Annotated in this window: 20 protein-coding genes; 2 read left to right on the top strand and 18 right to left on the bottom strand. The window is 69.6% G+C overall.

What is annotated here, in order from left to right:
• Window positions 1-61 precede the first annotated feature (61 nt).
• Window positions 62-1270 (bottom strand): L-2-hydroxyglutarate dehydrogenase, encoded by a 1209-nt coding sequence (lhgD, locus tag SSP08S_RS22760; RefSeq protein WP_019069942.1) that lies wholly within the window; start codon window positions 1268-1270, stop codon window positions 62-64.
• Between the two features lie 33 nt (window positions 1271-1303).
• Window positions 1304-2752 carry an aldehyde dehydrogenase family protein gene (locus tag SSP08S_RS22755; protein ID WP_174479407.1) on the bottom strand — a complete coding sequence of 483 codons (1449 nt, stop codon included), beginning with the start codon at window positions 2750-2752 and terminating at the stop codon, window positions 1304-1306.
• 258 nt (window positions 2753-3010) lie between these two features.
• Between SSP08S_RS22755 and SSP08S_RS22750 the strand changes: the two genes are divergently transcribed.
• Window positions 3011-3298 (top strand): putative quinol monooxygenase, encoded by a 288-nt coding sequence (locus tag SSP08S_RS22750; protein ID WP_019069940.1) that lies wholly within the window; start codon window positions 3011-3013, stop codon window positions 3296-3298.
• A gap of 46 nt (window positions 3299-3344) precedes the next feature.
• Here SSP08S_RS22750 and SSP08S_RS22745 read toward each other — a convergent pair whose 3' ends face one another.
• The 12 genes from SSP08S_RS22745 to SSP08S_RS22690 form a co-directional block, all read right to left on the bottom strand.
• Window positions 3345-4373, bottom strand: a complete 1029-nt coding sequence (locus SSP08S_RS22745) for a uroporphyrinogen decarboxylase/cobalamine-independent methonine synthase family protein (RefSeq protein ID WP_019069939.1) — start codon at window positions 4371-4373, stop codon at window positions 3345-3347.
• 3 nt (window positions 4374-4376) lie between these two features.
• The gene (locus tag SSP08S_RS22740) at window positions 4377-4865 is read right to left on the bottom strand and encodes a GlcG/HbpS family heme-binding protein (RefSeq protein WP_019069938.1); all 489 of its coding nucleotides are present in this window, start codon (window positions 4863-4865) and stop codon (window positions 4377-4379) included.
• Window positions 4862-5665 carry an alpha/beta fold hydrolase gene (locus SSP08S_RS22735; RefSeq protein WP_019069937.1) on the bottom strand — a complete coding sequence of 268 codons (804 nt, stop codon included), beginning with the start codon at window positions 5663-5665 and terminating at the stop codon, window positions 4862-4864. The genes SSP08S_RS22740 and SSP08S_RS22735 overlap by 4 nt, the downstream gene beginning before the upstream one ends.
• 26 nt (window positions 5666-5691) lie before the next feature.
• Window positions 5692-6063 carry a VOC family protein gene (locus tag SSP08S_RS22730; protein ID WP_019069936.1) on the bottom strand — a complete coding sequence of 124 codons (372 nt, stop codon included), beginning with the start codon at window positions 6061-6063 and terminating at the stop codon, window positions 5692-5694.
• Window positions 6060-6830: a fumarylacetoacetate hydrolase family protein gene (locus SSP08S_RS22725; RefSeq protein ID WP_019069935.1), complete on the bottom strand. Its 771-nt coding sequence runs from the start codon at window positions 6828-6830 to the stop codon at window positions 6060-6062. Before SSP08S_RS22725 ends, SSP08S_RS22730 begins: the two co-directional genes overlap by 4 nt.
• Before the next feature lie 6 nt (window positions 6831-6836).
• On the bottom strand, window positions 6837-8285 hold the full coding sequence (locus SSP08S_RS22720) for an NAD-dependent succinate-semialdehyde dehydrogenase (RefSeq protein ID WP_019069934.1): 1449 nt from the start codon (window positions 8283-8285) through the stop codon (window positions 6837-6839).
• 31 nt (window positions 8286-8316) lie between these two features.
• Complete coding sequence (locus tag SSP08S_RS22715) at window positions 8317-9234, bottom strand: VOC family protein (protein WP_019069933.1); 918 nt, start codon at window positions 9232-9234, stop codon at window positions 8317-8319.
• 98 nt (window positions 9235-9332) lie between these two features.
• Complete coding sequence (locus tag SSP08S_RS22710) at window positions 9333-10244, bottom strand: LysR family transcriptional regulator (protein WP_019069932.1); 912 nt, start codon at window positions 10242-10244, stop codon at window positions 9333-9335.
• Between the two features lie 178 nt (window positions 10245-10422).
• Window positions 10423-11373 (bottom strand): sugar ABC transporter substrate-binding protein, encoded by a 951-nt coding sequence (locus SSP08S_RS22705; RefSeq protein WP_026178740.1) that lies wholly within the window; start codon window positions 11371-11373, stop codon window positions 10423-10425.
• 42 nt (window positions 11374-11415) lie between these two features.
• A complete protein-coding gene (locus SSP08S_RS22700) occupies window positions 11416-12429 on the bottom strand; it encodes an ABC transporter permease (protein ID WP_019069930.1) in 1014 nt (337 codons plus the stop codon).
• Complete coding sequence (locus tag SSP08S_RS22695) at window positions 12426-13928, bottom strand: sugar ABC transporter ATP-binding protein (protein WP_019069929.1); 1503 nt, start codon at window positions 13926-13928, stop codon at window positions 12426-12428. Before SSP08S_RS22695 ends, SSP08S_RS22700 begins: the two co-directional genes overlap by 4 nt.
• Window positions 13925-14497 carry a carboxymuconolactone decarboxylase family protein gene (locus tag SSP08S_RS22690; protein WP_019069928.1) on the bottom strand — a complete coding sequence of 191 codons (573 nt, stop codon included), beginning with the start codon at window positions 14495-14497 and terminating at the stop codon, window positions 13925-13927. Before SSP08S_RS22690 ends, SSP08S_RS22695 begins: the two co-directional genes overlap by 4 nt.
• 233 nt (window positions 14498-14730) lie before the next feature.
• On the opposite strand from SSP08S_RS22690, the gene SSP08S_RS22685 reads away from it, so the two are divergent.
• Window positions 14731-15141: a cupin domain-containing protein gene (locus SSP08S_RS22685; protein ID WP_019069927.1), complete on the top strand. Its 411-nt coding sequence runs from the start codon at window positions 14731-14733 to the stop codon at window positions 15139-15141.
• A 56-nt stretch (window positions 15142-15197) separates the two neighbouring features.
• On the opposite strand, the gene SSP08S_RS22680 is transcribed toward SSP08S_RS22685, so the two are convergent.
• The 4 genes from SSP08S_RS22680 to SSP08S_RS22665 form a co-directional block, all read right to left on the bottom strand.
• Entirely contained in the window at window positions 15198-16535 is a 1338-nt protein-coding gene (locus tag SSP08S_RS22680; protein WP_019069926.1) for an MFS transporter, read from the bottom strand.
• Window positions 16536-16660: 125 nt separating this feature from the next.
• Entirely contained in the window at window positions 16661-17611 is a 951-nt protein-coding gene (locus SSP08S_RS22675) for a catechol 2,3-dioxygenase (RefSeq protein WP_019069925.1), read from the bottom strand.
• Window positions 17592-18725 carry a 4-oxalomesaconate tautomerase gene (locus tag SSP08S_RS22670; protein WP_019069924.1) on the bottom strand — a complete coding sequence of 378 codons (1134 nt, stop codon included), beginning with the start codon at window positions 18723-18725 and terminating at the stop codon, window positions 17592-17594. Before SSP08S_RS22670 ends, SSP08S_RS22675 begins: the two co-directional genes overlap by 20 nt.
• Window positions 18722-19426 (bottom strand): 4-carboxy-4-hydroxy-2-oxoadipate aldolase/oxaloacetate decarboxylase, encoded by a 705-nt coding sequence (locus SSP08S_RS22665; protein ID WP_019069923.1) that lies wholly within the window; start codon window positions 19424-19426, stop codon window positions 18722-18724. Before SSP08S_RS22665 ends, SSP08S_RS22670 begins: the two co-directional genes overlap by 4 nt.

Genomic DNA, 19426 nt, shown 5'->3' with positions numbered 1-19426 from the left:
TTGCCGAGCGCTGGGAGTGCAAGCAGTAGTTGCGCGAAACACCGCTGTACGCAGGGCATTCTCAGTTTGCGGACGAGGCGCCGAACACGGCCTCGACGATGTGTTCGGCGATCGCCATGGAGGCGGTGGCGGCCGGCGAGGGCGCGTTGCGCACGGCGGTGATCCGGCCCACCTGATGGATGCGGAAGTCGTCCACGAGCGTGCCGTCGGGATCCAGTGCCTGGGCCCGGACACCTGCCCCGCCCCGTACGACGTCGGCGACGCCGACACCGGGGACGTAGAGCTTCGCGTCCTTCATGAAGGCCGACGCGGACAGCGAACCGCGGTACTCCTTGATGCCGGTCCGCCAGTGCTGGGCGGCCATCCGCCAGGAGCCGGGATAGGCGGCGAGTCCGGCGAGGTCCTTGAGGGAGATCCGGCCGAGCTTGTAGCCCTCCCTGGCCAGGGCGAGGACGGCGTTCGGACCGACCTCGACGCTGCCGTCGACACGCGGGGTGAAGTGCACGCCGAGGAAGGGGTAACGGGGATCCGGCACCGGGTAGATAAGCCCGCGCACCAGATGGGTCCGGTCCGGCCTGAGGAGCATGTACTCGCCCCGGAACGGGATGATCTTCGGTGCCTTCTTGTCCTGCGCCAGCTTGGCCACCGCGTCGGAGTGCAGCCCCGCGCAGAGGATCAGCCGGTCGACCCGGACCCGCTCCTGCCCGGACGCGACCTCGATTCCGCCCGGCACATTGGTGATCGAGGTGACCGGGAAGCCGAGCTTCACCTCGCCGCCGGAGGCCTCGATGTCCTTGGCGAACTCGCGGGCGATCGCCGGGTAGTCGGTGATGGCGGTGCGCGGGGAGTGCAGGGCGGCGATACCGCCGACATGCGGCTCCAGCTCCTTGATCTCCTCCCGGGAGATCTTGCGGAGTTCGGGCACGTGGTTGTTCCTGGCCCGCTCGTACAGGTTCTCCATCCGGCCCAGCTCGTCCGGCCGTACGGCCACGACGAGCTTGCCGATCTCCTCGTACGGCAGCCCGCGGTCCTGGCAGTACTCGCGCAGGATCGATACGCCCCGGACGCACAGGTCGGCCTTGAGACTGCCCGGCGCGTAGTAGATGCCGGCGTGCACGACACCGGAGTTGTGGCCGGTCTGGTGGACGGCGACCTCGGGTTCCTTCTCCATCACCACGACCCGGGTGCCGGGGCGGCGCAGGGCGATCTCACGGGCGGTGGCCAGGCCCACGATGCCCGCGCCGACGATGCCGATCGTCTCGTCAGCCATCGGCATCCTCCTCTCTCTGTGCTGCTCGCCCGCTCATGCGCCGATGTGGACGGCGACGGTCTTGACCCGGGTGGAGAAGCGCAGGACCTCGTCGCCCTGCTCCTTGTAGCCCGTGCCTGATTCGTGAAAGCCGCCGAAGGGCAGGTGCACGTCCCAGCCGGGGGTGGTCGCGTTGACGGCGATCTGCCCGCATTCGGCGTCGTCGGCGAAGCGGTACGCGGAGGCGAGGTCGCGGGTGAACACCGCTGCGGCCAGGCCGAATTGGGAGTCGTTGACCGCATCGACGGCCTGTGCGAAGTCGTCCACGGCGCGGACGGCGAGGACCGGTCCGAAGACCTCCTCGCGCCAGATCGCCGTCTCGGCGGTGACATCGGCGAGCACGGTCGGCTGGACGAAGCAGCCGTGCGCGTGGTCGCCCTCGGTGTCGGCGTCGCCGCCGGTGAGGACGGTGGCGCCCTGCTCGACGGCGCCCTTGAGGTGGGCGAGGACACTGTCGCGCTGCTTGGGGCTGGAGAGCGGGCACAGGGTGGTCGCCGGGTCGCTGCCCGGGCCGACCTTGAGCGCCTCGACCTCGGCGACCAGCAGCCGGGTGAACTCGTGGTACACCGGACGCTCGACGATGACACGGCTCGTGGCGGTGCAGCGCTGTCCGGCCTGGCCGAAGGAGGCCGCTACGACAGTCTTCGCGGCGAACGGCAGGTCGGCGTCCGCCAGGACCACCGAGGCGTTCTTGCCGCCGAGTTCGCCCTGGAAGCGGACGTTGCGGTCGGCGAGGCGGCGGCGGATGCGGTTGCCGACCTCGTTCGAGCCGGTGAAGGTGATGCCGACGATGCGCGGGTCGTCGAGGAGCGCCTCCTCGATCTCGGCCGTACGGCCCGTGACCACGTTCAGCACGCCTGCGGGCAACCCGGCGTCGTGCAGGGCGCGGGCGAAGTGCAGGCCCGACAACGGTGTCTCGGTGGCCGGCTTGAACACGGCCGCGTTGCCGGCGGCGAGCAGCGGGGCGAGCTTGCGGGCCGGGGTGATCAGCGGGTCGTTCCAGGGGCTGATCACGAGGATCACGCCGATCGGCTCGCGCTGGGTGTGCACGCGGGTGTTGGGCCGGGCGTCGTGCAGGAGGGTGCCGTAGCCCTGGCGGGCCAGGCCGGCGTAGTAGTCGAGGAAGTCGGCCGCCTTGAGGGTCTCGCCGCGGGCCTCGGCGCCGGTCTTGCCGTTCTCGGCGGTGACGTCGGCGGCGATCTCGTCGACCCGCTCGCGGATCAGCCTGGCCGCGTCCGTGAAGATCCTGGCCCGCTCGAAGGGGCTGGTGCGCTTCCAGACGGCGAAACCGCGCTCGGCGTGGTCGTAGGCGCGGGTGACGTCCTTGGCGGCGAGGGCGGGGATGCGCGCGAGGGGGGTGCGGACATCGGCGGGGTTGTGCACCTCGATCCACTCGCCGGTCGCCACCCACTCTCCACCGGAGAGGGTTTCCAGGCTTCGCATGAAGATCACTTCCTTCGTCCGCCGCGGTGCGGGTCCGCGGTCTGCACAGTCAGCGGCCACAGTGGGCCGAATGCGACAACACACCATGTGAGGGCGGTGCCACCAGCCCCGCACAGGCAGGCATTGCTTGCGCCGCGCGCAGGTCGGCGGAGGGTTGATCCGTGCTGGAATCGGCAGGCCGGACGGCATGTGCCACGCCGCCGGGAGCCGAGAATCCGCTGAGGATTCGATCGAGGATTCGTTGAGGAGACACACGACATGGCCTACGCAGTCATCGCCCGCTACTTCTGCGAACCCGCCGACGAGGACGCTGTGCGGGCCGCGTTGCTGAAGGTGCGCGAGCAGACCCGTGCCGAGCCGGGGAACCTGGCGTACGAGGTGCACGCCGAGGCGGAGGTGCCGGGGAGTTTCGTGCTGTACGAGCAGTACGCCGACCGGGCCGGTTTCGACGCGCACAAGGCGGCCGAGCACTTCGACGAGCTGATCGTGCGGACGATCTGGCCGCTGCTGACCGATCGCAGGGTGACGTTCGCCGAGGTGCTCTGACCGGGCCCTGCCGGGAAGCGCGGTGTCGCGCTTCCCGGCTCACGCGTCAGAACTCGTTGCCCCAGACGTATCGGGCGATCGTCTCCACCAGCTCGATCTTCCGGCGCTGCTCCTCGGCGGTCAGCAGCGGCCGGCCCGCCACGTCGGCGAAGCCACGGGACGGCGCTACGGCCCCGTCCTCCAGGTCCTTGAACTCGCCCACCGCGTCGAGCCTCGCCATCACCATGTCGATGTCCTCCAGCGCGGGCACGGTCGCGTCGACGACACCCAGGCAGAAGTCACAGTCCTCGGGCAGGGCCTTGACCAGGGCGAGTTCGGCCGGGGTGCCCTGGTCGAAGGGCAGGATCCAGCGATCGGCGCCGATCCCGCCGTAGAGCCGCTCGGTGCGGGACGGGTCGAGCGTGGCGGGGGCTACCGGGCCGGGGGCCACCGCGATGCGTACGCCCTCGGGGCGCTCGTCCAGGCGTACCGCCAAGGCGTCCACCGCGAGAGCGTCCTCGAAGGAGAGCGCGCCGGGGGCGGCCGGGTCGGTGGCCAACTGGCCGAGCAGCAGCGGGTTGTTGAGCTGGATCAGGCGTACGCCCTTGGCGACCAGTGCCTCGATCTCGGCGAGGACGATCTCGGCCAGGGCCTCCCCCAACTCCCTTGCGGAGGACGGGCCGTGACCGGGTTCGAAGGTGGTGGCTGCGAGATACGCGGGCGAGGGCAACGAGGCCTTCGGGGCTATCACCGTCAGTTCGGTGAGGTGGGCCGCCCAGTCCGCGAGCAGGGGGCCGTTGGCCTTCGGCAGGGATTCCGCGACCCAGCGGACCAGGCCGTCGGCGTCGGTCTCGTCCGTGCGCCGGAAACCTGATACTCCGTCAAGGACCGCGCTGCGGAAGTCCTCTCGCGGGAAGTCGCCGTCGGTGACGACGGTGGAGCGCAGCTTGCGCTGGAGGACGACTGCCTCCTTGACCGCCTGGAGTTCCGCCTCCTTCAGCGCCTCGGGGTCACCGGCCGCGCGGGCCGCGGTCAGTTCGGCCGGGCGGACCAGGCTGCCGTGGTGATCGATGCGGTAGTTGAACGTATCCGCCATGGGTCATGCGTCCTTTCCGGACGAGGGCGAGGACGGGGCGGGCGTGCCCGCGACCCCCCAGGCGGCGAACTCCAGTTCGTAGCCGAGCGAGGCGAGGACCTCCTCGGCGATCTGCTGGTCCTCGTCCGCGGTGCCGCCCGCGATGCCGAGACCGCCGATGATCTCGCCGTCCTTCTTGATGGTGAGGCTGCCTTCGGTGGCCATGATCGGCATGGCGGCGCCGGGGAGTTGGGAGAGCTGGGAGAAGAAGACCGGCTGGCTCTCCTGCCACTTCTTCAGCATCTTGCCGGGCCGCTGCATGATGGCCGCCGTGTACGCCTTGGCGCGGGCGATGTCCGGGGTGAGCGGGCGGGCGCCGTCCGGGCGGCGGATGGCGATGGGGAAGCCGCCGGCGTCCACGACGGCGACGCTCACCGCCTTCCCGAGGGCCTGGGCGCGTTTGTGGGCGGCGTCGATGATCTCCTCGGCGGCGTCCAGGGTGAGGCTGCTCATGCTGCTTCCTTCGGTGCGGTGAGAGTGCGGCGCAGGTGGGCGACGGCGGCGTTGTACTCGGCGGGCGTCTCCCAGTACATGGAGTGCGGGGCGTCCGGGACGATCTCCAGGTGCGAGCCGGCCAGCAGTTCGTGGGCGCGGGTCACGGTCTTCACGCTGAGCACCGCGTCCTTCTCGCCCGCGAGGAAGGCGACCTTCACGCCCGAGGCCTGAATGTCGTCCAGGGACGGGCCGTTGGTGTCGAGGTTGCGCAGGTCCTGCATCCTGGCCACGTTGAACGTGCCCATCTGCTGGAACAGGAAGGTGAGGTCGGCCCGCTCCTCCTGGAAGCGCTTGGTCAACAGGCGGTCGATGACCGGGAGTTTGACGGCCTCGGCGCGGTCGGCGGCGGCGAGTTCCTTGAGCTCGGGGTGGCTGATGCCGCCCAACGAGTGGCCGAGCACGACGGAGCCGACCCGCTCGGGCCGCAGCAGTCCGGCGCGCAGCGCGGCGACGGAGCCGATGGACTGGCCGACCAGCATGGCGCCGGTCAGGTCCTCCTGGTCGAGGACGGCGACGACGTCACCGGGGAAGTCCTGGCCGTCGAACTCGGGCCTGGACGAGTTCGGAGGGGTGGGTGCGTCGGACTTGCCGAAGCCGCGCAGATCCACGGTGACGACCGTGAACTCCTCGCGCAGCGCGGCCACTTGCTGCCACCAGGCGGCGTGGTGGCCGCCGCTGCCGTGCACGAACAGGATCGCCGGACCGCTGCCGTGGCGCTCGTAGTAGATGGAGGTGCCGTCGGAGTCGGCGATGGGCATGGGGGTGAACTCCTGTACGCGCGGGGTCAGTTGGGGCGGCGGCCGTGGAAGACGAGCTCGATCATGGTGTGGTCGGGGTCGTGGATGTAGCAGAACTTCGACTGGTTCTCGGGCCGTTCGATCGGCCGGGTGTGCCTAATGCCCAGGTCCTTGAGGTGGGCGAGGAAGTCGTCCCAGTCGTCGACCTCGACGGCGAAGTGATAGGGCGCCATGCGCTCCATCTCCTCGACCGGGGTGAAGTGCAGGTCGAAGTTGCCCCGGGTCATCAGCACCACGCGGGTGTTGGACTTGGGCATGATCCGCTTCATCCCGAAGACCTTCGTGTACCACTCGGCGGTCCGGTCGGGGTCGGTGGTGGGGAAGTTGACGTGGTGGATGTAGCGGGGTGCGCTGCTCATGACGGATTCCCTTCACTGTGTACGGGGTTGGACAGGACGCCGATACCGCTGATCTCGATGTCCACGGTGTCCCCTGGTTCGAGTTGGCAGGTGGCTTCGGCGCCCATCCACAGCACGTCCCCCGGGTGCATGGTGATGTGCTTGGTGAGCTCGACGATGTGGTCGAACGGGTCGAAGACCATGTCGCCGGTGGCGAACGAGGCCCGAACCTCCCCGTTCACACGGAGAGTCGTGGTCTGCGCGAGCGCGTCGACGTCGGTCTCGATCCAGGGCCCCATCGGCTTGAACGTGTCGCTGTTCTTGCTGCGCCAGAACGAGCGGTCCTGGTGCTGCCAGGTGCGGGCGCTGACGTCGTTGCCGATGGTCCAGCCGAACACCGACTTGCGGGCCTCGTCGTAGGTCGCGTGGCGCAGGGTGCGGCCGATGACGGCGACGAGTTCGGGCTCGGCCTCGAAGCGGCCCTCGACCCCGGCCGGCTTGACGATGGGTGAACGGTGGCCGGTGAGCGCGTTGTTGGCGCGGTAGCCGACCTCGGGTCGGTCCGGGGTCTCGGCGCCGGCGTGCGCGATGTGGCGCGGGTAGTTCATGCCGACCGCGTAGAACACGGGCGGGACGACGACCGGCAGCCACTGGGCGCCGGCGACCGGCACCGTGCCGATGACGGACGGATCGCCTTCCAGAGGGGACTCGGACAGCAGCTCGATGTCCCTCTCCCCCACACGGCCCCAGACCGCCCGGCCGCCGACCGCAACTCGGGTGTACCTCATGGCGGTTCAGCCCGCCAGCAGGTGGGAGACGCGCTTGGTGATCAGGTAGGCGTCGAGGGCCTCGGGGCCGCCCTCCCTGCCGTAGCCGCTCTCCTTGACGCCGCCGGAGGGTGCCTCGGCGACGGAGCCGCCGCAGTGGTTGATGGAGAGGATGCCGGCCTCCAGCGCGTCCGAGAGCTTCTCGGCGGTGGCGGCGGACTCGGTGAAGCCGTAGGCGGCGAGGCCGTAGGGAAGGGAGTTGGCGAGCGCCAGGGTCTCGTCCAGGTCCGTGAACGGGACGATCGGCGCGAGCGGGCCGAAGGGCTCCTCGTGCATCAGCTTCGCGTCCGCCGGTACGTCGGTGAGGACGGTCGGGGCGTAGAAGTAGCCGTCGCGCGCTAGACGTTGACCACCGGTGAGTACCTTTGCGCCTCGCTCCACGGCGTCGGCGACCAGGTTCTCCATGGCTTGCAACCGGCGCTCATTGGCGAGCGGCCCCATGGTGGTGTCGGCGTCGAGACCGTCGCCTACGGTGACCGATTGGGCCGCCTTCACGAACTCGGCGGTGAACGCGTCGACGATGCTCTCGTGGACGAAGAAGCGGCTCGGCGAGGTGCACACCTGGCCGGCGTTGAAGAACTTCGCCTGGGCCGCCTTGCGGGCGGACTTCACCGGGTCGGCGTCGGCGCAGACGATGACCGGGGCGTGGCCGCCGAGTTCCATCAGGGTGGGCTTCATGACTTCGCCCGCCTGGGCCGCGAGGAGCTTGCCGACCGGGACCGAGCCGGTGAAGGCGACCAGGCGGACCTGCGGCGAGGGGATCAAGTGGGCGGAGACCTCGGCCGGTTCACCGAAGACGAGGTTGAGGACACCGGCCGGGAGTCCGGCGTCGGCGTAGCAGGCGACGAGGGCGGCAGCCGTGCCAGGGGTCTCCTCGGACGCCTTGATGATCATCGAACAGCCGGCGGAGAGGGCGGAGGACAGCTTGCGGTTGGGGCCGCCGACGGGGAAGTTCCACGGCACGAACGCGGCCACGGGTCCGACGGGTTCGCGGCGGACGGTAAGGACGGTGCCGGGTGCGGACGGGATGATCCGGCCGTAGGCGCGGCGGGCGTCCTCGATGTGCCAGCGCAGGGTGTCGGCGGTGCGCAGGGCCTCGGTGGTGCCCTCGCGGAGCGGCTTGCCCTGTTCCTGGGCCATGATCCGGCCGATCTCGGGGGCGCGTTCGGTGATCAGGTCGGCGGCGGCGTGCAGGATCGCGGAGCGCTTGGCTATCGGGGTGTTGCGCCAGGTGCGGAAGCCCTCGGTGGCCGCGTCGAGGGCGCGGTCGAGGTCGGCGGTGGTGGCGAGGGGTACGTCGCCGATCACCTTCTCGGTGGCCGGGTTCACGATCGGGGCGGTCCGTCCGGTGCCGCCCTGGCACCACTCGCCCGCGATGTACATGCGGACGGCGGGGTAGCCGTGGTCGGAGGTCATGAGTGGGTGCCCTCTCAGGCTGGGGGGAGAGTCAGTTGGCGGGGGCGTCCTGGTCGCGGTTGGAGCGCAGTGCCCAGATGTGGTGCGGCGGGGTGGTCTCGTGGACGCGGGTCTCGTAGGTGTCGTCGACGCGGTCCATGTCGGCCGCGTACTCGACGCGGCCTCCGCAGGGGGCGTGGACGAACCGGAAGACGTTCGAGCCGACCGTGTGGCGGCCGAGCTTGCGGGCCTCCCGCCAGCCGCGCTCGATCATGTAGTTGCCGCCCTCGATGACGTCGTCGAAGCCGGGGACCTCGTAGGCGATGTGGTTGACGCCCGCGCGGTCGGGGCGGTGGCACAGCAGCATGGTGTGCTGGTCGTCGTCGCCCGGTGCCTGCATGAAGACGCCCATCGGTTCGACGATGTCGGTGGGCCGGAAGCCGAGCCGCTCGGTGTAGAACGCGACGGCCTCCTCGCGGCCTTCCTTGACGATGTTCAGCGCGACATGGCACATGCGCAGCGGGAAGGCCCGGGTGAGCGGTTCCAGCGCGGTGTTCCAGCGGTCGACGCTGCCCGTCGCGTTGGCGGGGCGCGGGGTGACGTCCACGTTCTTGGGGCGGGCCAGCGTGAGTCCGGCGCCGAAGCCGCTCTCGTCCACGGTGTGGAAGACCCCGTCGGCGCTCTCGTGGATCTTGCGGTCCCGGCCGACGGCGGCGACCAGCCGGGCCAGTTCCTCCGGGGTGTCGACGCCCCAGACGACCTCGCGGATCGTCGGCCCGGCCTCCACCGGCGGCGGGAGCAGGGGGCCGGGCACGGTGTCCAGGTGGAGGGTCTGCCCGGCGAGCGTCTCGAAGACCGCGTGCTCCTCGGTGCGCTCCAGCAGGAACAGCCCGAAGTCGCCGAAGAAACGGACACATTCGTCTACGTCGTCGATGCCGTAGGTGACCGATTCGATTCTCTGGATTCCCATGGATGCCTCGTTTCGCGGGTCGCCCGGTGAGCCTAGATTTCAGGGCGTGAAGGCCTCAATGGTCCGAGCTCGACTCAATTCGCAATCGTTTCTTGCAGTTACGCGCGGATGGCCGGAATCGGATTCTGTGAGAACCATTCGGCGAGGAAGTCCAGGAAGACGCTGACCTTGCGCGGGGTGGCCTGGCCGGGGCCGTAGATCGCGAAGAGCGGGCGGTCGGGTACGGCGAGCTCGGGCAGCAGGACCTTGAGGGCGCCGGAGAGGAGGTCGTCGTAGGCGGGGCGCTGCGGGAGCAGGGCGATGCCGCGGCCGTGGACGGCGGCCTTCTGGAGCGCGAGGTAGGAGTTGGAGGAGAACGCCACGTTGCGGATCTTGTGCAGGGTGCTGGTGTGTCCGTGGCCGATGCGCCAGACCGGGTCGTTGACGTGGACGAGGCACTCGTGGTGGGCGAGGCCGTTGGGCTCGGTGAGCGGGCCGCCGCGCTCCAGGTACTTCTCGGAGGCGCAGAGCACGAAGGGCAGGGAGGCGATCTTCTTCAGCCGGACGCTGGAGTCGCGTAGGTCCCGGGTGTGGAAGGCGACGTCGAAGCCGCTGTCCAGGAAGTCGTACGTGCGGTCCGACATGCCGCCCAGTTCGAAGCGGACGTGGATCTTGGGGTGGGCGGCGGAGAACGCGGCGATCGCGTCTCCGAGGTCCAGGCTGCCTATCCACTTGGGGCAGATGATGCTCAGGGTGCCTTCGGCGCGGTCGTGGAGGTGCGAGATGACGGCGTCCTCGGCCTCGATCTCGTCGAGGATGCGGGAGGCGAACTCGGCGTACCGGAGCCCTGGTTCCGTGAGGCTCACCGAACGGGCGGTGCGGTTGACGAGGCGTACACCCACCTGGCGCTCCAGCTCGGCGACGTGGCGCGAGACGAGGGAGCCCGACGAGCCGAGTTTCTTGGCGGCGCCGCTGAAGCTGCCGGTCTGGGCGACGGTGACGAAGCTGTGCATGAGGAGCAGTCGGTCCATGATTCCTCCGGAGGCCCACGTGTGCCAGGGGTGGGCCCCGGCGGCGGTGCCGGTCGTGCGTAGGGGTCCGGCAGGATCCGGAATGCCCTTATAGCGGCTCTATCAGGACATTCCAGCGATGTGTCGGACGGGCGGCTCGGGACAGGCAGGGACAGGCGTCGCTGCCCGCGCGGCTGTGTTACTCGGGGCAGTACTGGGGTGCCTTGTTCAGGTTGTCCTTGGTGACCAACAAAAGAGGAATGTTGGCAATCTTGTCAACCTTCTTCTTGGCCAGGAGTCCGACGGCGTTCTTGACCGCGGTCTGCCCGATCGACATGGCCGAGTTCGCGACGGTGGCGGAGAGCCGTCCGTCCTTGACGGCGGCCAGGCCCTCGTCGGTGCCATTGGCGGTCACGATCTTCACGTCCTTCTTGCCGGCCGCGTCGAACGCCTTGCGGGCGGCCAAGGCCATGTCCTCCGAGGCGACGAACGCGTACTGCAGGTCGGGATGTGCCTGGATCATGTTCTCGGCCACGTCCTGCGCCTTCACCGGATTGAACATGCCCGGCTGGTTCGCGACCACCTTGGCGGTGCTCGGCAGCGCCTTCGTGAAGCCGCCCACCATCAGGTCGGAGGCCGCGCCGGGCGCCCCCGCGATCACGCCGACCTGGACGTTCTTGCCGCCCGCGTCCTGCGCGATCCAGCCGGCGTCCAGGGCGCCGAGCTTCCCCAGGTCGACGACGGCCGCGCCGAGGATGTCGTTCACGTCGCTGGTGGCCACGGACGTCAGGTAGATCGGTATGTTCGCGGCCTTCGCCTTGGCGATGTCGCCCTTGAGCGCGTCGACGTTGACCGTCTGCACGATCAGCGCGCTCACGTTGCGCGAGGTCATGTCCTCGATGTTGGAAAGCTCGGTGGTGGAATTCTGGTGCGAGTTGGCGGTGAAGATCCTGGCGTTCTCCGTCTTCGCCGTCTGCTCGACCGCTTTCTGGAGACAGCTGTGGAACTCGGTGTCGCCGCCGTTGACGAATCCGAGGGTGACATCGCCGGAACTCCCGCTGTCGTCACTGCTGCCGCAGCCGCTCAGTACGAGGGTGCCGCCGGCGAACGCGGCGAGCACGGTTCTGCGGGAACGGACCGAAATTCTCATGGTGAACCGCCTTGTGTCTATGGATGCGGTGAGTGGGGCCGGTCAATGACGTGCGGAACGTGCCTTGTGCATCTCGTTGGCGATGGCCGCGACGAGCAGCACTCCGCCGACGGAGACCGACTGGTAGTTGCTGGAGACCTGGAGCAGGTTCAGCGCGTTGGCGACCACACCGAGGAGCACCACCCCGAGCGCGGTGCCCACGACGGTGCCGTAGCCGCCGGCCAGGGCGGTGCCGCCGATGACGACCGCGGCGACGGCCTGGAGCTGGAGGGAGAGTCCACCCGTGCCCGGGCTGCTGCCGCTGAGCCGGGAGAGCAGCATCAGGCCGGCCAGTCCGGACAGGGCGCCGGTGAGGGCGTAGAGGGAGAGTTTGCGGGCGGTGACGTTGATGCCGCTCAGGCGGGCGACGTGCTCGTTGCCGCCGATGGCGAAGGCGTCGCGGCCGAACACGGTGAACCGCATGACCAGGGCGGTCGCCAGCAACACGAGGATCGCGACAACCAGCAGGTACGGCACCCCGAGGATCTTGTTGTTGCCGAGGGCGAACATCTTGGTGCCGATGGAGACGCTGACGCTGTCGAGCACGAGCAGCGCGACACCGTCCAGGAGGGTCGCCGTCGCCAGGGTCGCGACGAACGGGGCGACGTTCGTGAACGTCACCACCGCCCCGTTGACCAGACCGATCAGCGTGGCCAGCACCAGGCAGGCGACGACGGCGAACGCCGTGGAATGGCCGTGCGCCAGCAGCTGCGCCCCGACCGCGGTCGTCACGGCGACGTTGCTGCCCATGGAGAAGTCCATGCCGCCCGCCGTCATCAGCAGCGTGAGTCCGGCCGCGATCACGGCGACGACGCTTACCTGGCGCAGGATGTTGATGACGTTCGTGTCGGTGGCGAACGAGTCGGTGCGCAGCGAGGTGGCCACGATCACGACGATCAGGACGGCGATCAGACCGGTGTGCGGGGCGCCGCGCAGCGCGGACAACGAGAGCTTGGGGCGCGCCTTCCTGGACGGGTCGTCGACGCCCGGGGCGTCGGCAAGTGTCTTGACGCTCACTGCGGTTGACCTCCGAGGGCGGTGGCGACGAGTTCGTCGTGGGTGATGGCGTCGATGTCGTGCTCGGCGACGGTCCGGCCTGCACTGACGACGACGACCCGGTCGGCGAGGCGCATGACCTCCTCGGCGGAGGAGGAGGCGAGCAGTACGGCGACTCCGCGCGAGGCGAGGTCGTCGAGGAGGGCGTGGATGTCGGCCATGGCCGCGATGTCGACCCCGTTGGTGGGGTCCTCCAGGAAGCAGGCGACCGGCTCTGTCTGGAGCCACTTGGCGAGGAGCACCTTCTGCTGGTTGCCCCCGGACAGCGCGCCCACCGGCGGGTTGCCGGCGAGGGCGACCACGCCGTAGTTGCGGCGCAACGGGGCGGCGCGGCGGGCGAGTTGGGCACGGCGGTGGGTGCGGCGGCGGGCGAAGCGGTCGCCGGCCAGCATCAGGTTCTCGTCCAGGGAGAGTTCGGGGACGAGGCCCAGGGCCCGGCGGTCACCGGTGACGCAGCGCAGGCCGCTGGCGAGCGAGGCGTGAACTCGGCCGAACGGCACCGGAGTTCCGTCCACGGCGAGGTCGCCCGTGTCGGGGCGGCGGCGCCCGGAGAGCAGGTCGAAGAGGCGTGACTGCGCGTCCCCGGCCGGGCCGAGCACGGCGACGATCTCGCCCTTGCGGACGTCGACGGTGAAGTCCCGCACGGCCCGGCCGTCGGTGAGGCCGTGCACGGTGAGCCCGTACTCGTCCTTGGGCGCGGGCCGTTGGGATCGCCGGGACACGACGTCCCTGCCGACCATGCTCCGTACGAGTGCGGCGGCGTCGAACTCGGCGGCGGGCGCGCTGCGTACGACCGCCCCGTCCCGCAGCACCGTCACACGGTCAGCGACGGCCAGCACCTCGTCGATGTAGTGCGAGATGTAGACGACGGCCACGCCCTCGTCGCGCAGGGTGCGTACCAACTCCCTTATCTGGTGGGCCGCTTCGGCGCTCAGGCAGGCGGTCGGTTCGTCGAGGACGAGGATGCGGCCACCGCGACGGACCTCGCGGGCCACCTCGACCATGGTCTGTTCGGCGACGGTGAGCGAGCCCGCGGTGCGGGTCACGTCGATGTCGATGCCGAGGGCCTCAAGTGCAGTGCGGGCCTCGGAGTTGACGGCCTTCCAGCGCACGGCACCGGCCCGGGTCGGCAAGTCGCCCAGCATGACGTTCTCGGCGACGGTGAGCCCCATCGCCAGTTCGCGGCGCTGGGGCACCGAGGCGATGCCGAGTCGGCGCGCCTTGCGGACCGTAAGCCCGTGCTGCGCCTGCCCGTTGACCTCGACGGTGCCGCCGTCGGGCTGGTGGATCCCCGAAAGGACCTGTACCAGCGTCGACTTGCCGGCTCCGTTCATACCCATCAGCGCGTGGACCTCGCCGGGGTACAGGTCGAGGTCCACGCCCTTCAGCGCGGCCGCCCCGCCGAAGCTCTTGGTGACGCCCCGGACGCGAAGTACCGCGCCTCCCCCCGGGGTTGTCACGGGCGTGGCTCGGTGCCGTCGGAGCCGTCCGGGGCGACACGGCCGTAGCCGCGGATGTCCGGGAACGGGGGTTCCTTGTCGGCCTGGAGGTCCACCTGGAAGGTGTTGAGGCACATGCCGAGCATGGTGAAGTTGCCGAGCGCGCCGATGGTGTCGACCAGGCCCTTGGAGCCGAAGTGCTCCAGCGCGGCGGCGAAGGTCGCGTCGGTGACGAAGTGGTCGTCGAGGATCTCGCGGCAGAACTGGTAGAAGACCTGGTCCGCCTCGTTGTCGAAGACGGCCTCGCGCTTCTCGGCGATCGCCTTGACGGCGGCCTCCGGGATACCGGCCTCGATCGCCTGGTGCACATGGGCGTTCCAGGAGTACTGCGCGTCCCAGTTGCGGGCGGCCATCAGCAGGGTGAGTTCGCTGAGGTGCTTGGGGAGGCTGCTGTCGAAGCGGGCGAACGCACCGAGGGATTCGGCCCGTTCGCACATCTCCGGGCTGTGCAGCCAGACCCGGAAGGGGCCGCGGACGGAACCGCGCCGGCCGGCGATGCGGGCGGCCAGTTCCTGCTGGCGCGGGTCCATTTCCTCTTCGGTGAGAACGGGGAGCCTCATGGGCCGATACCTGCCTTTTCTTTCCGGCGCGTTACGTGCACGGTTCGTGAAGCCGTGCGATGCGTGCCGACGCTACAGCCGGGTCCGGAAAGCTCACCCCTCTGGAAATGCAAGGTAAAGCTGCACGCCAGAGGGCACCCATTCCCCCACGCGAGGCCTAACGTCGTTCGACGCAGAAGTGTGTAAGTGGAAAGGAACTCCGGATGACCACGATCATCAAGGTCGCGTCCGTGCCCGTGCTCGACCGGGGCGGAGCCGTCGCCTCGACACCCCTCATCACGACGCCGTCGGCGGGCGGGGAGAACCTGATCACCAGTGGGATGAGCGTCTATCCGGTCGGCTCCGGAGCACCGTTGCACTCGCACAACTGCGACGAGCACGTGACGATTCTGGAGGGCGAGGCGGAGGTGGTGGTCGACGGCGAGGTGACGCGCCTGGAGCAGTACGACACCACGTACGTCCCCTCACCGATCCCGCACCTGTTCCGGAACGTGGGCGACACCCCGCTGCGCATCCTGTGGGTGTACTCGTCGGGCTATGTCACGCGGACGTTCACCGAGACGGGCAAGACGGTGGAGCACCTGTCCGCGGAGGACCAGATGGGCAAGGACTGACCCGCCGCACACGGAGGCGCCCGCGTCTTCCGACGCGGGCGCCTCCGTGTGTCACGTCAGTGGGCGGAGACCAACTCCTGCTCCGCGCCGGTCCGTTCGGCCTGCTTCGAGCTGCGCAGGGCGGCGATGCCGATGAACACCATCGACGACAGACCGGCGATGGCGAAGGACGTGAAGCCCCAGTCGCCGTTGCCGGAGGCGAGCAGCCGGCCGCCGAGCCACGGGCCGAAGACGGCGCCGAAGCGGCCCATGCCGGAGGTCCAGCCGACAGCGGTGGCGCGGTTGTCGGGGGTGGAGCGGATGGAGACCGTCGCGTAGATCATCGTCTGGGCGCTGTTGAGGAAGACGCCGGTGAGGAAGACGACCAGCATCGTGACGGCCTGGTTCATGTGGACGCCGAGCAGGAAGACGCCCACGGCGGTGAGCGCGAACCAGATCGACGAGATGCGCGGGGCGCCGAAGCGGTCGGCGGCGCGGCCCGCCGCGAGCATGCCCACGATGCCGCCGAGGTTGAAGACGACGACGAAGGTGAGGGCGTCGGCGAGCGCGTAGCCCTCGGCGCGCATCAGGGTGGGCAGCCAGGTGGCGACGCCGTAGACGAGGAGCAGGCCGCCGAAGGAGGCGAACCAGTACAGCAGGGTCTGGATCCACTGGCCGCCGCTGAAGAGGTTGCGCAGGGCGTCCCAGCGGTCGGCCGCGGTCTTCTTGCCGGTGGCGGCGGGGAGTTCGACCTCGAAGCGCTCCGCGAGGGCGGTGGCCTCGTCGGTGCGGCCCTTGGCGACCAGGAAGCTCAGCGACTCGGGCAGGAACTTCAGCAGCACCGGGACGAAGAGCAGCGGGAGGACGCAGACCCAGAAGGCGGCGCGCCAGCCGACCGGGTCCACCAGCCACTTGGCCACGTAGGCGGAGAGGATGCCGCCGGCGTGGTGGGCGGTCATCAGCATGCCGATGGTGAGGGCGGTCCGGCCGCGCGGAGCGTAGTCGGAGACCATGCTGATCGCGGTGGGCAGCAGCCCGCCGAGGCCGACGCCGGCGAGGGTGCGGCCGAGGCCGAAGACCTCGACGCTGCCGGAGACCGCGCAGATCCCGGAGGCCAGCGAGAACAGCGTCACGCAGGCGATCATCAGCTGCTTGCGGCCGATCCGGTCCGCGACCGTGCCCGCGGTCAGGGCGCCCACCAGCATGCCGAAGGTGGCGTAGCTGCCGAGGTCGCCGGCCTGGTCCGCGGTGAGACCGAAGGTCTTCGTCTCCAGCAGGTGCGGGAGCACCGAGCCGTAGATGAACATGTCGAGGCCGTCGAAGAGGACGGCCAGCCAGCACAGGCCGATGACCAGGAGGGCCAGTCGGCTGCCGCGGGCGGACAGAGCGGGGGACGGGGAGGGGGAGGAAGACATCGTTGGTTACCTCTCGTGCTTGGTGCGCCAGACGCTAAGGAGTCACCTCCCGGATAGTCAACGTTTTTGTCAACAATCTCATCGACAATCGCGTGGGGGTGACTCCGACGGCTCCTGCGCGCTGCTCAGCCGACCGGCGGAGTCCCGTGCGTGTGGAAGGACTCGATGGTCTTCAGGCCCCAGGCCTGCCCCTTCTTCCGCTCCTCCTCGGTCCAGGTGATCAGCGGCCAGTCGGGCGCCAGGACGAGCCGGGTGAGCGGGTTGCACAACTCGATGCGGTTGCCGCCGGGTTCGTAGACGTAGAGGAAAAACGTCTGCTGGATGGCGTGCTTGTGCGGCCCCGTCTCGATGAACACGCCTGTGTCGATGGCGAGATCGGCCGCGCGCAGGATGTCCTCACGGGTGTCGGTCGCGAAGGCGATGTGGTGCAGCCGCCCGGTCGAACCGGTCCAGTCCTCGGTGTAGACGACGTCGTACGACTTGTTCGTGTACGTCAGCCAACGTGCCGCGATCCGCCCGCTGTTGAGCCGGATCTGCTCCGTCGGCCTTGCGCCCAGCACGTGTTGCTGGAACTCGGCACTGGAAAGCACGTCTGCCGCAAGGAAGTTGATGTGGTCCAGTCGCCGAACTCCCACGCCCCGGTTGGGCTTGGCCTGCGGCTGGTTCTTCAGGGCCGGTTTCAGTTCGTCGGGGGCCTGGTAGTGCTCGCTCTCCCAGTAGAGGGCGTGCTCGTGACCGTCCGGGTCGGTGGTGACGTAGAGCTTGCCGAGGCCCGGTTCGTCCTCGACCCACTTACCGGTGCCGCCCGCGTCCTCGATCGCCTTGATACGGCGCTGGAGGGCCTCCTCGCTGGAGGTGCGCAGGGCGAGGCGGCCGAGGCCGGGCTGTTCTCGGGCGGTGAGGACCAGGCTGTGGTGCTCGTAGTCGTCGTAGGTCCGGAGGTAGACGGTGTCGCCGTCCTGCCCGTTGACGGTGAGGCCCAGGTAGTCGGTGAAGAAGGCGACACTGGCGTCCAGGTCCGGGGTGAAGAGCCGGGCGTGGCCGATATGGGCGATGTCACCGAGCGGCGGAGCCATCGTTGCCTCCAAGGGGTCGTACGGGTGCGGGTGTGGGGGCTGTTTCGGCGGGCCGGGGGAACACGGTGCCGTCGAAGATCTTGCGGGCGGTGCGCACCACGGCGGTTCTGCGGACGACGGGAGCCGAGTCGCCGGATGCGGGGGCCACGCTAGTTTCGATGTCTAGGAATCCGCTGGGATGTTCGATGCGAATTCGGTCACTTTGCACGGGGACGTCCGCGATCCCCTCCCCCACCCCGCCGGGCAGGAGCAGTCCCGCCGCCACGCTCGCGGCGCCCAGGACGCCGATCGAGGTGTGGCAGCGCACGGGGATGAAGGTGCGGGTCATCACGGCTCCGCCGTCCCGGGGCGGTGCCAGCAGGCTGAGCTTGGGGACGGTGGTCCCCTCGACATCGCCGAGACCCATCAGCTTGCCGGCCTCCAGGCGGATCTCCCGCAGGCGGTCGGCGAGCGTGAGGTTCTCCTCCAAATCCTTGGGGCTTTCGTAGCCGGTGACGTCCAGTGCGGCGGCCGGGATCAGGACGACCGGCATGCCGTTGTCGACACACGTCACCTCGGTGCCGGCGATGACGTCGCGGATACGGCCGGTCGGCAGCAACGGGCTTGCGCCCTGGGGGAATTCGATCACCACGGGAGCCGCGGTGCCGGGCACGCCGGAGATCTCGGCCGTGCCGGTGTAGTCGACCCGGCCGCCCGGGGTGGGAAAGCTGGCGATCGCGAGTTCCCCGGTGTTGAGCATGCGGATGCGGACGGAGGTCTCGCCGTCACCGGGGGCCACGAGCCCCCGCTCCACGGCGAACGGCCCTATTCCGGCGAGGATGTTGCCGCAGTTCTGACGATCTGTCACCTCGGGGCGGTCGACGGCGACCTGGAGGAACAGGTAGTCGACGTCGGCCTCGGGGTCGGCCGAGACGGAGACCACGCCGACCTTGCTGGTGAGCGGGTGGGCGCCGCCCAGGCCGTCGATCTGGCGCGGGTCGGGGCTGCCCATGACGTGCAGCAGGAGGTCGTCGCGTACGGCGGGGTCGGCGGGGAGGTCCTCGGCCAGGAAGTAGGCGCCCTTGGAGGTGCCGCCGCGCATCAGCATGCAGCGCACCTCCTCGGGCCCGGTCACGACCCGGCTCCGGTGTACTCCTCGTACGACCGGTACTCGACGCCGAGTCGCTGGAGGGTGTCGCGCAACCCGTAGCGGTCCAGGCCGAGTTGGCCCTCCAGGAAGGCGGCGCGGGTGGCCGCTTCCTTCGCTTCGCGGGCCTCGGACTTCTCGGCGGTCCCGCGGGCCTTCTCGCGCGGTACGACCACCACGCCGTCGTCGTCGGCGACGATCACGTCACCGGGGCGGACGACCTGACCGTCGATGGCGATGGGCACGTTGACCGAGCCGCCGGTGGCCTTGACGGTGCCCTGGGAGGAGACGGCGCGGGACCAGGCGGCGAAGCCCATGTCGCGCAGTTCCTGGGTGTCGCGGATGCCGGTGTTGAGGACGACTCCGCGCACCCCGCGCTTCTGCAGCGCGGTGGCGAAGAGCTCGCCGAACAGGCCGTCCGTGCACGGGGAGGTGGTGGTGACGACCAGGATGTCGCCCTCGCCGCACTGCTCCACGGCCGCGTGGATCATGAGGTTGTCGCCGGGCCAGCCGAGCACGGTGACGGCGGTGCCGGCGACCCGAACTCCCTGCTGAACGGGGCGAATCGACGGACCGAGCAGGCCCGTACGCCCCATGGCCTCGCTGACGGTGGCCACGCCGAAGGCGGCCAGCGCCTCGACATCCTTGGCCTCGGCCTTCGGGGGGTTGGTGACGATCACACCGCCCAT

It is taken from the genome of Streptomyces hokutonensis (assembly GCF_000376565.1).
Lineage (GTDB): Bacteria > Actinomycetota > Actinomycetes > Streptomycetales > Streptomycetaceae > Streptomyces > Streptomyces hokutonensis.
Note: the sequence above shows the minus strand (reverse complement) of the source record. Positions and strands in the feature narration are given on the sequence as shown.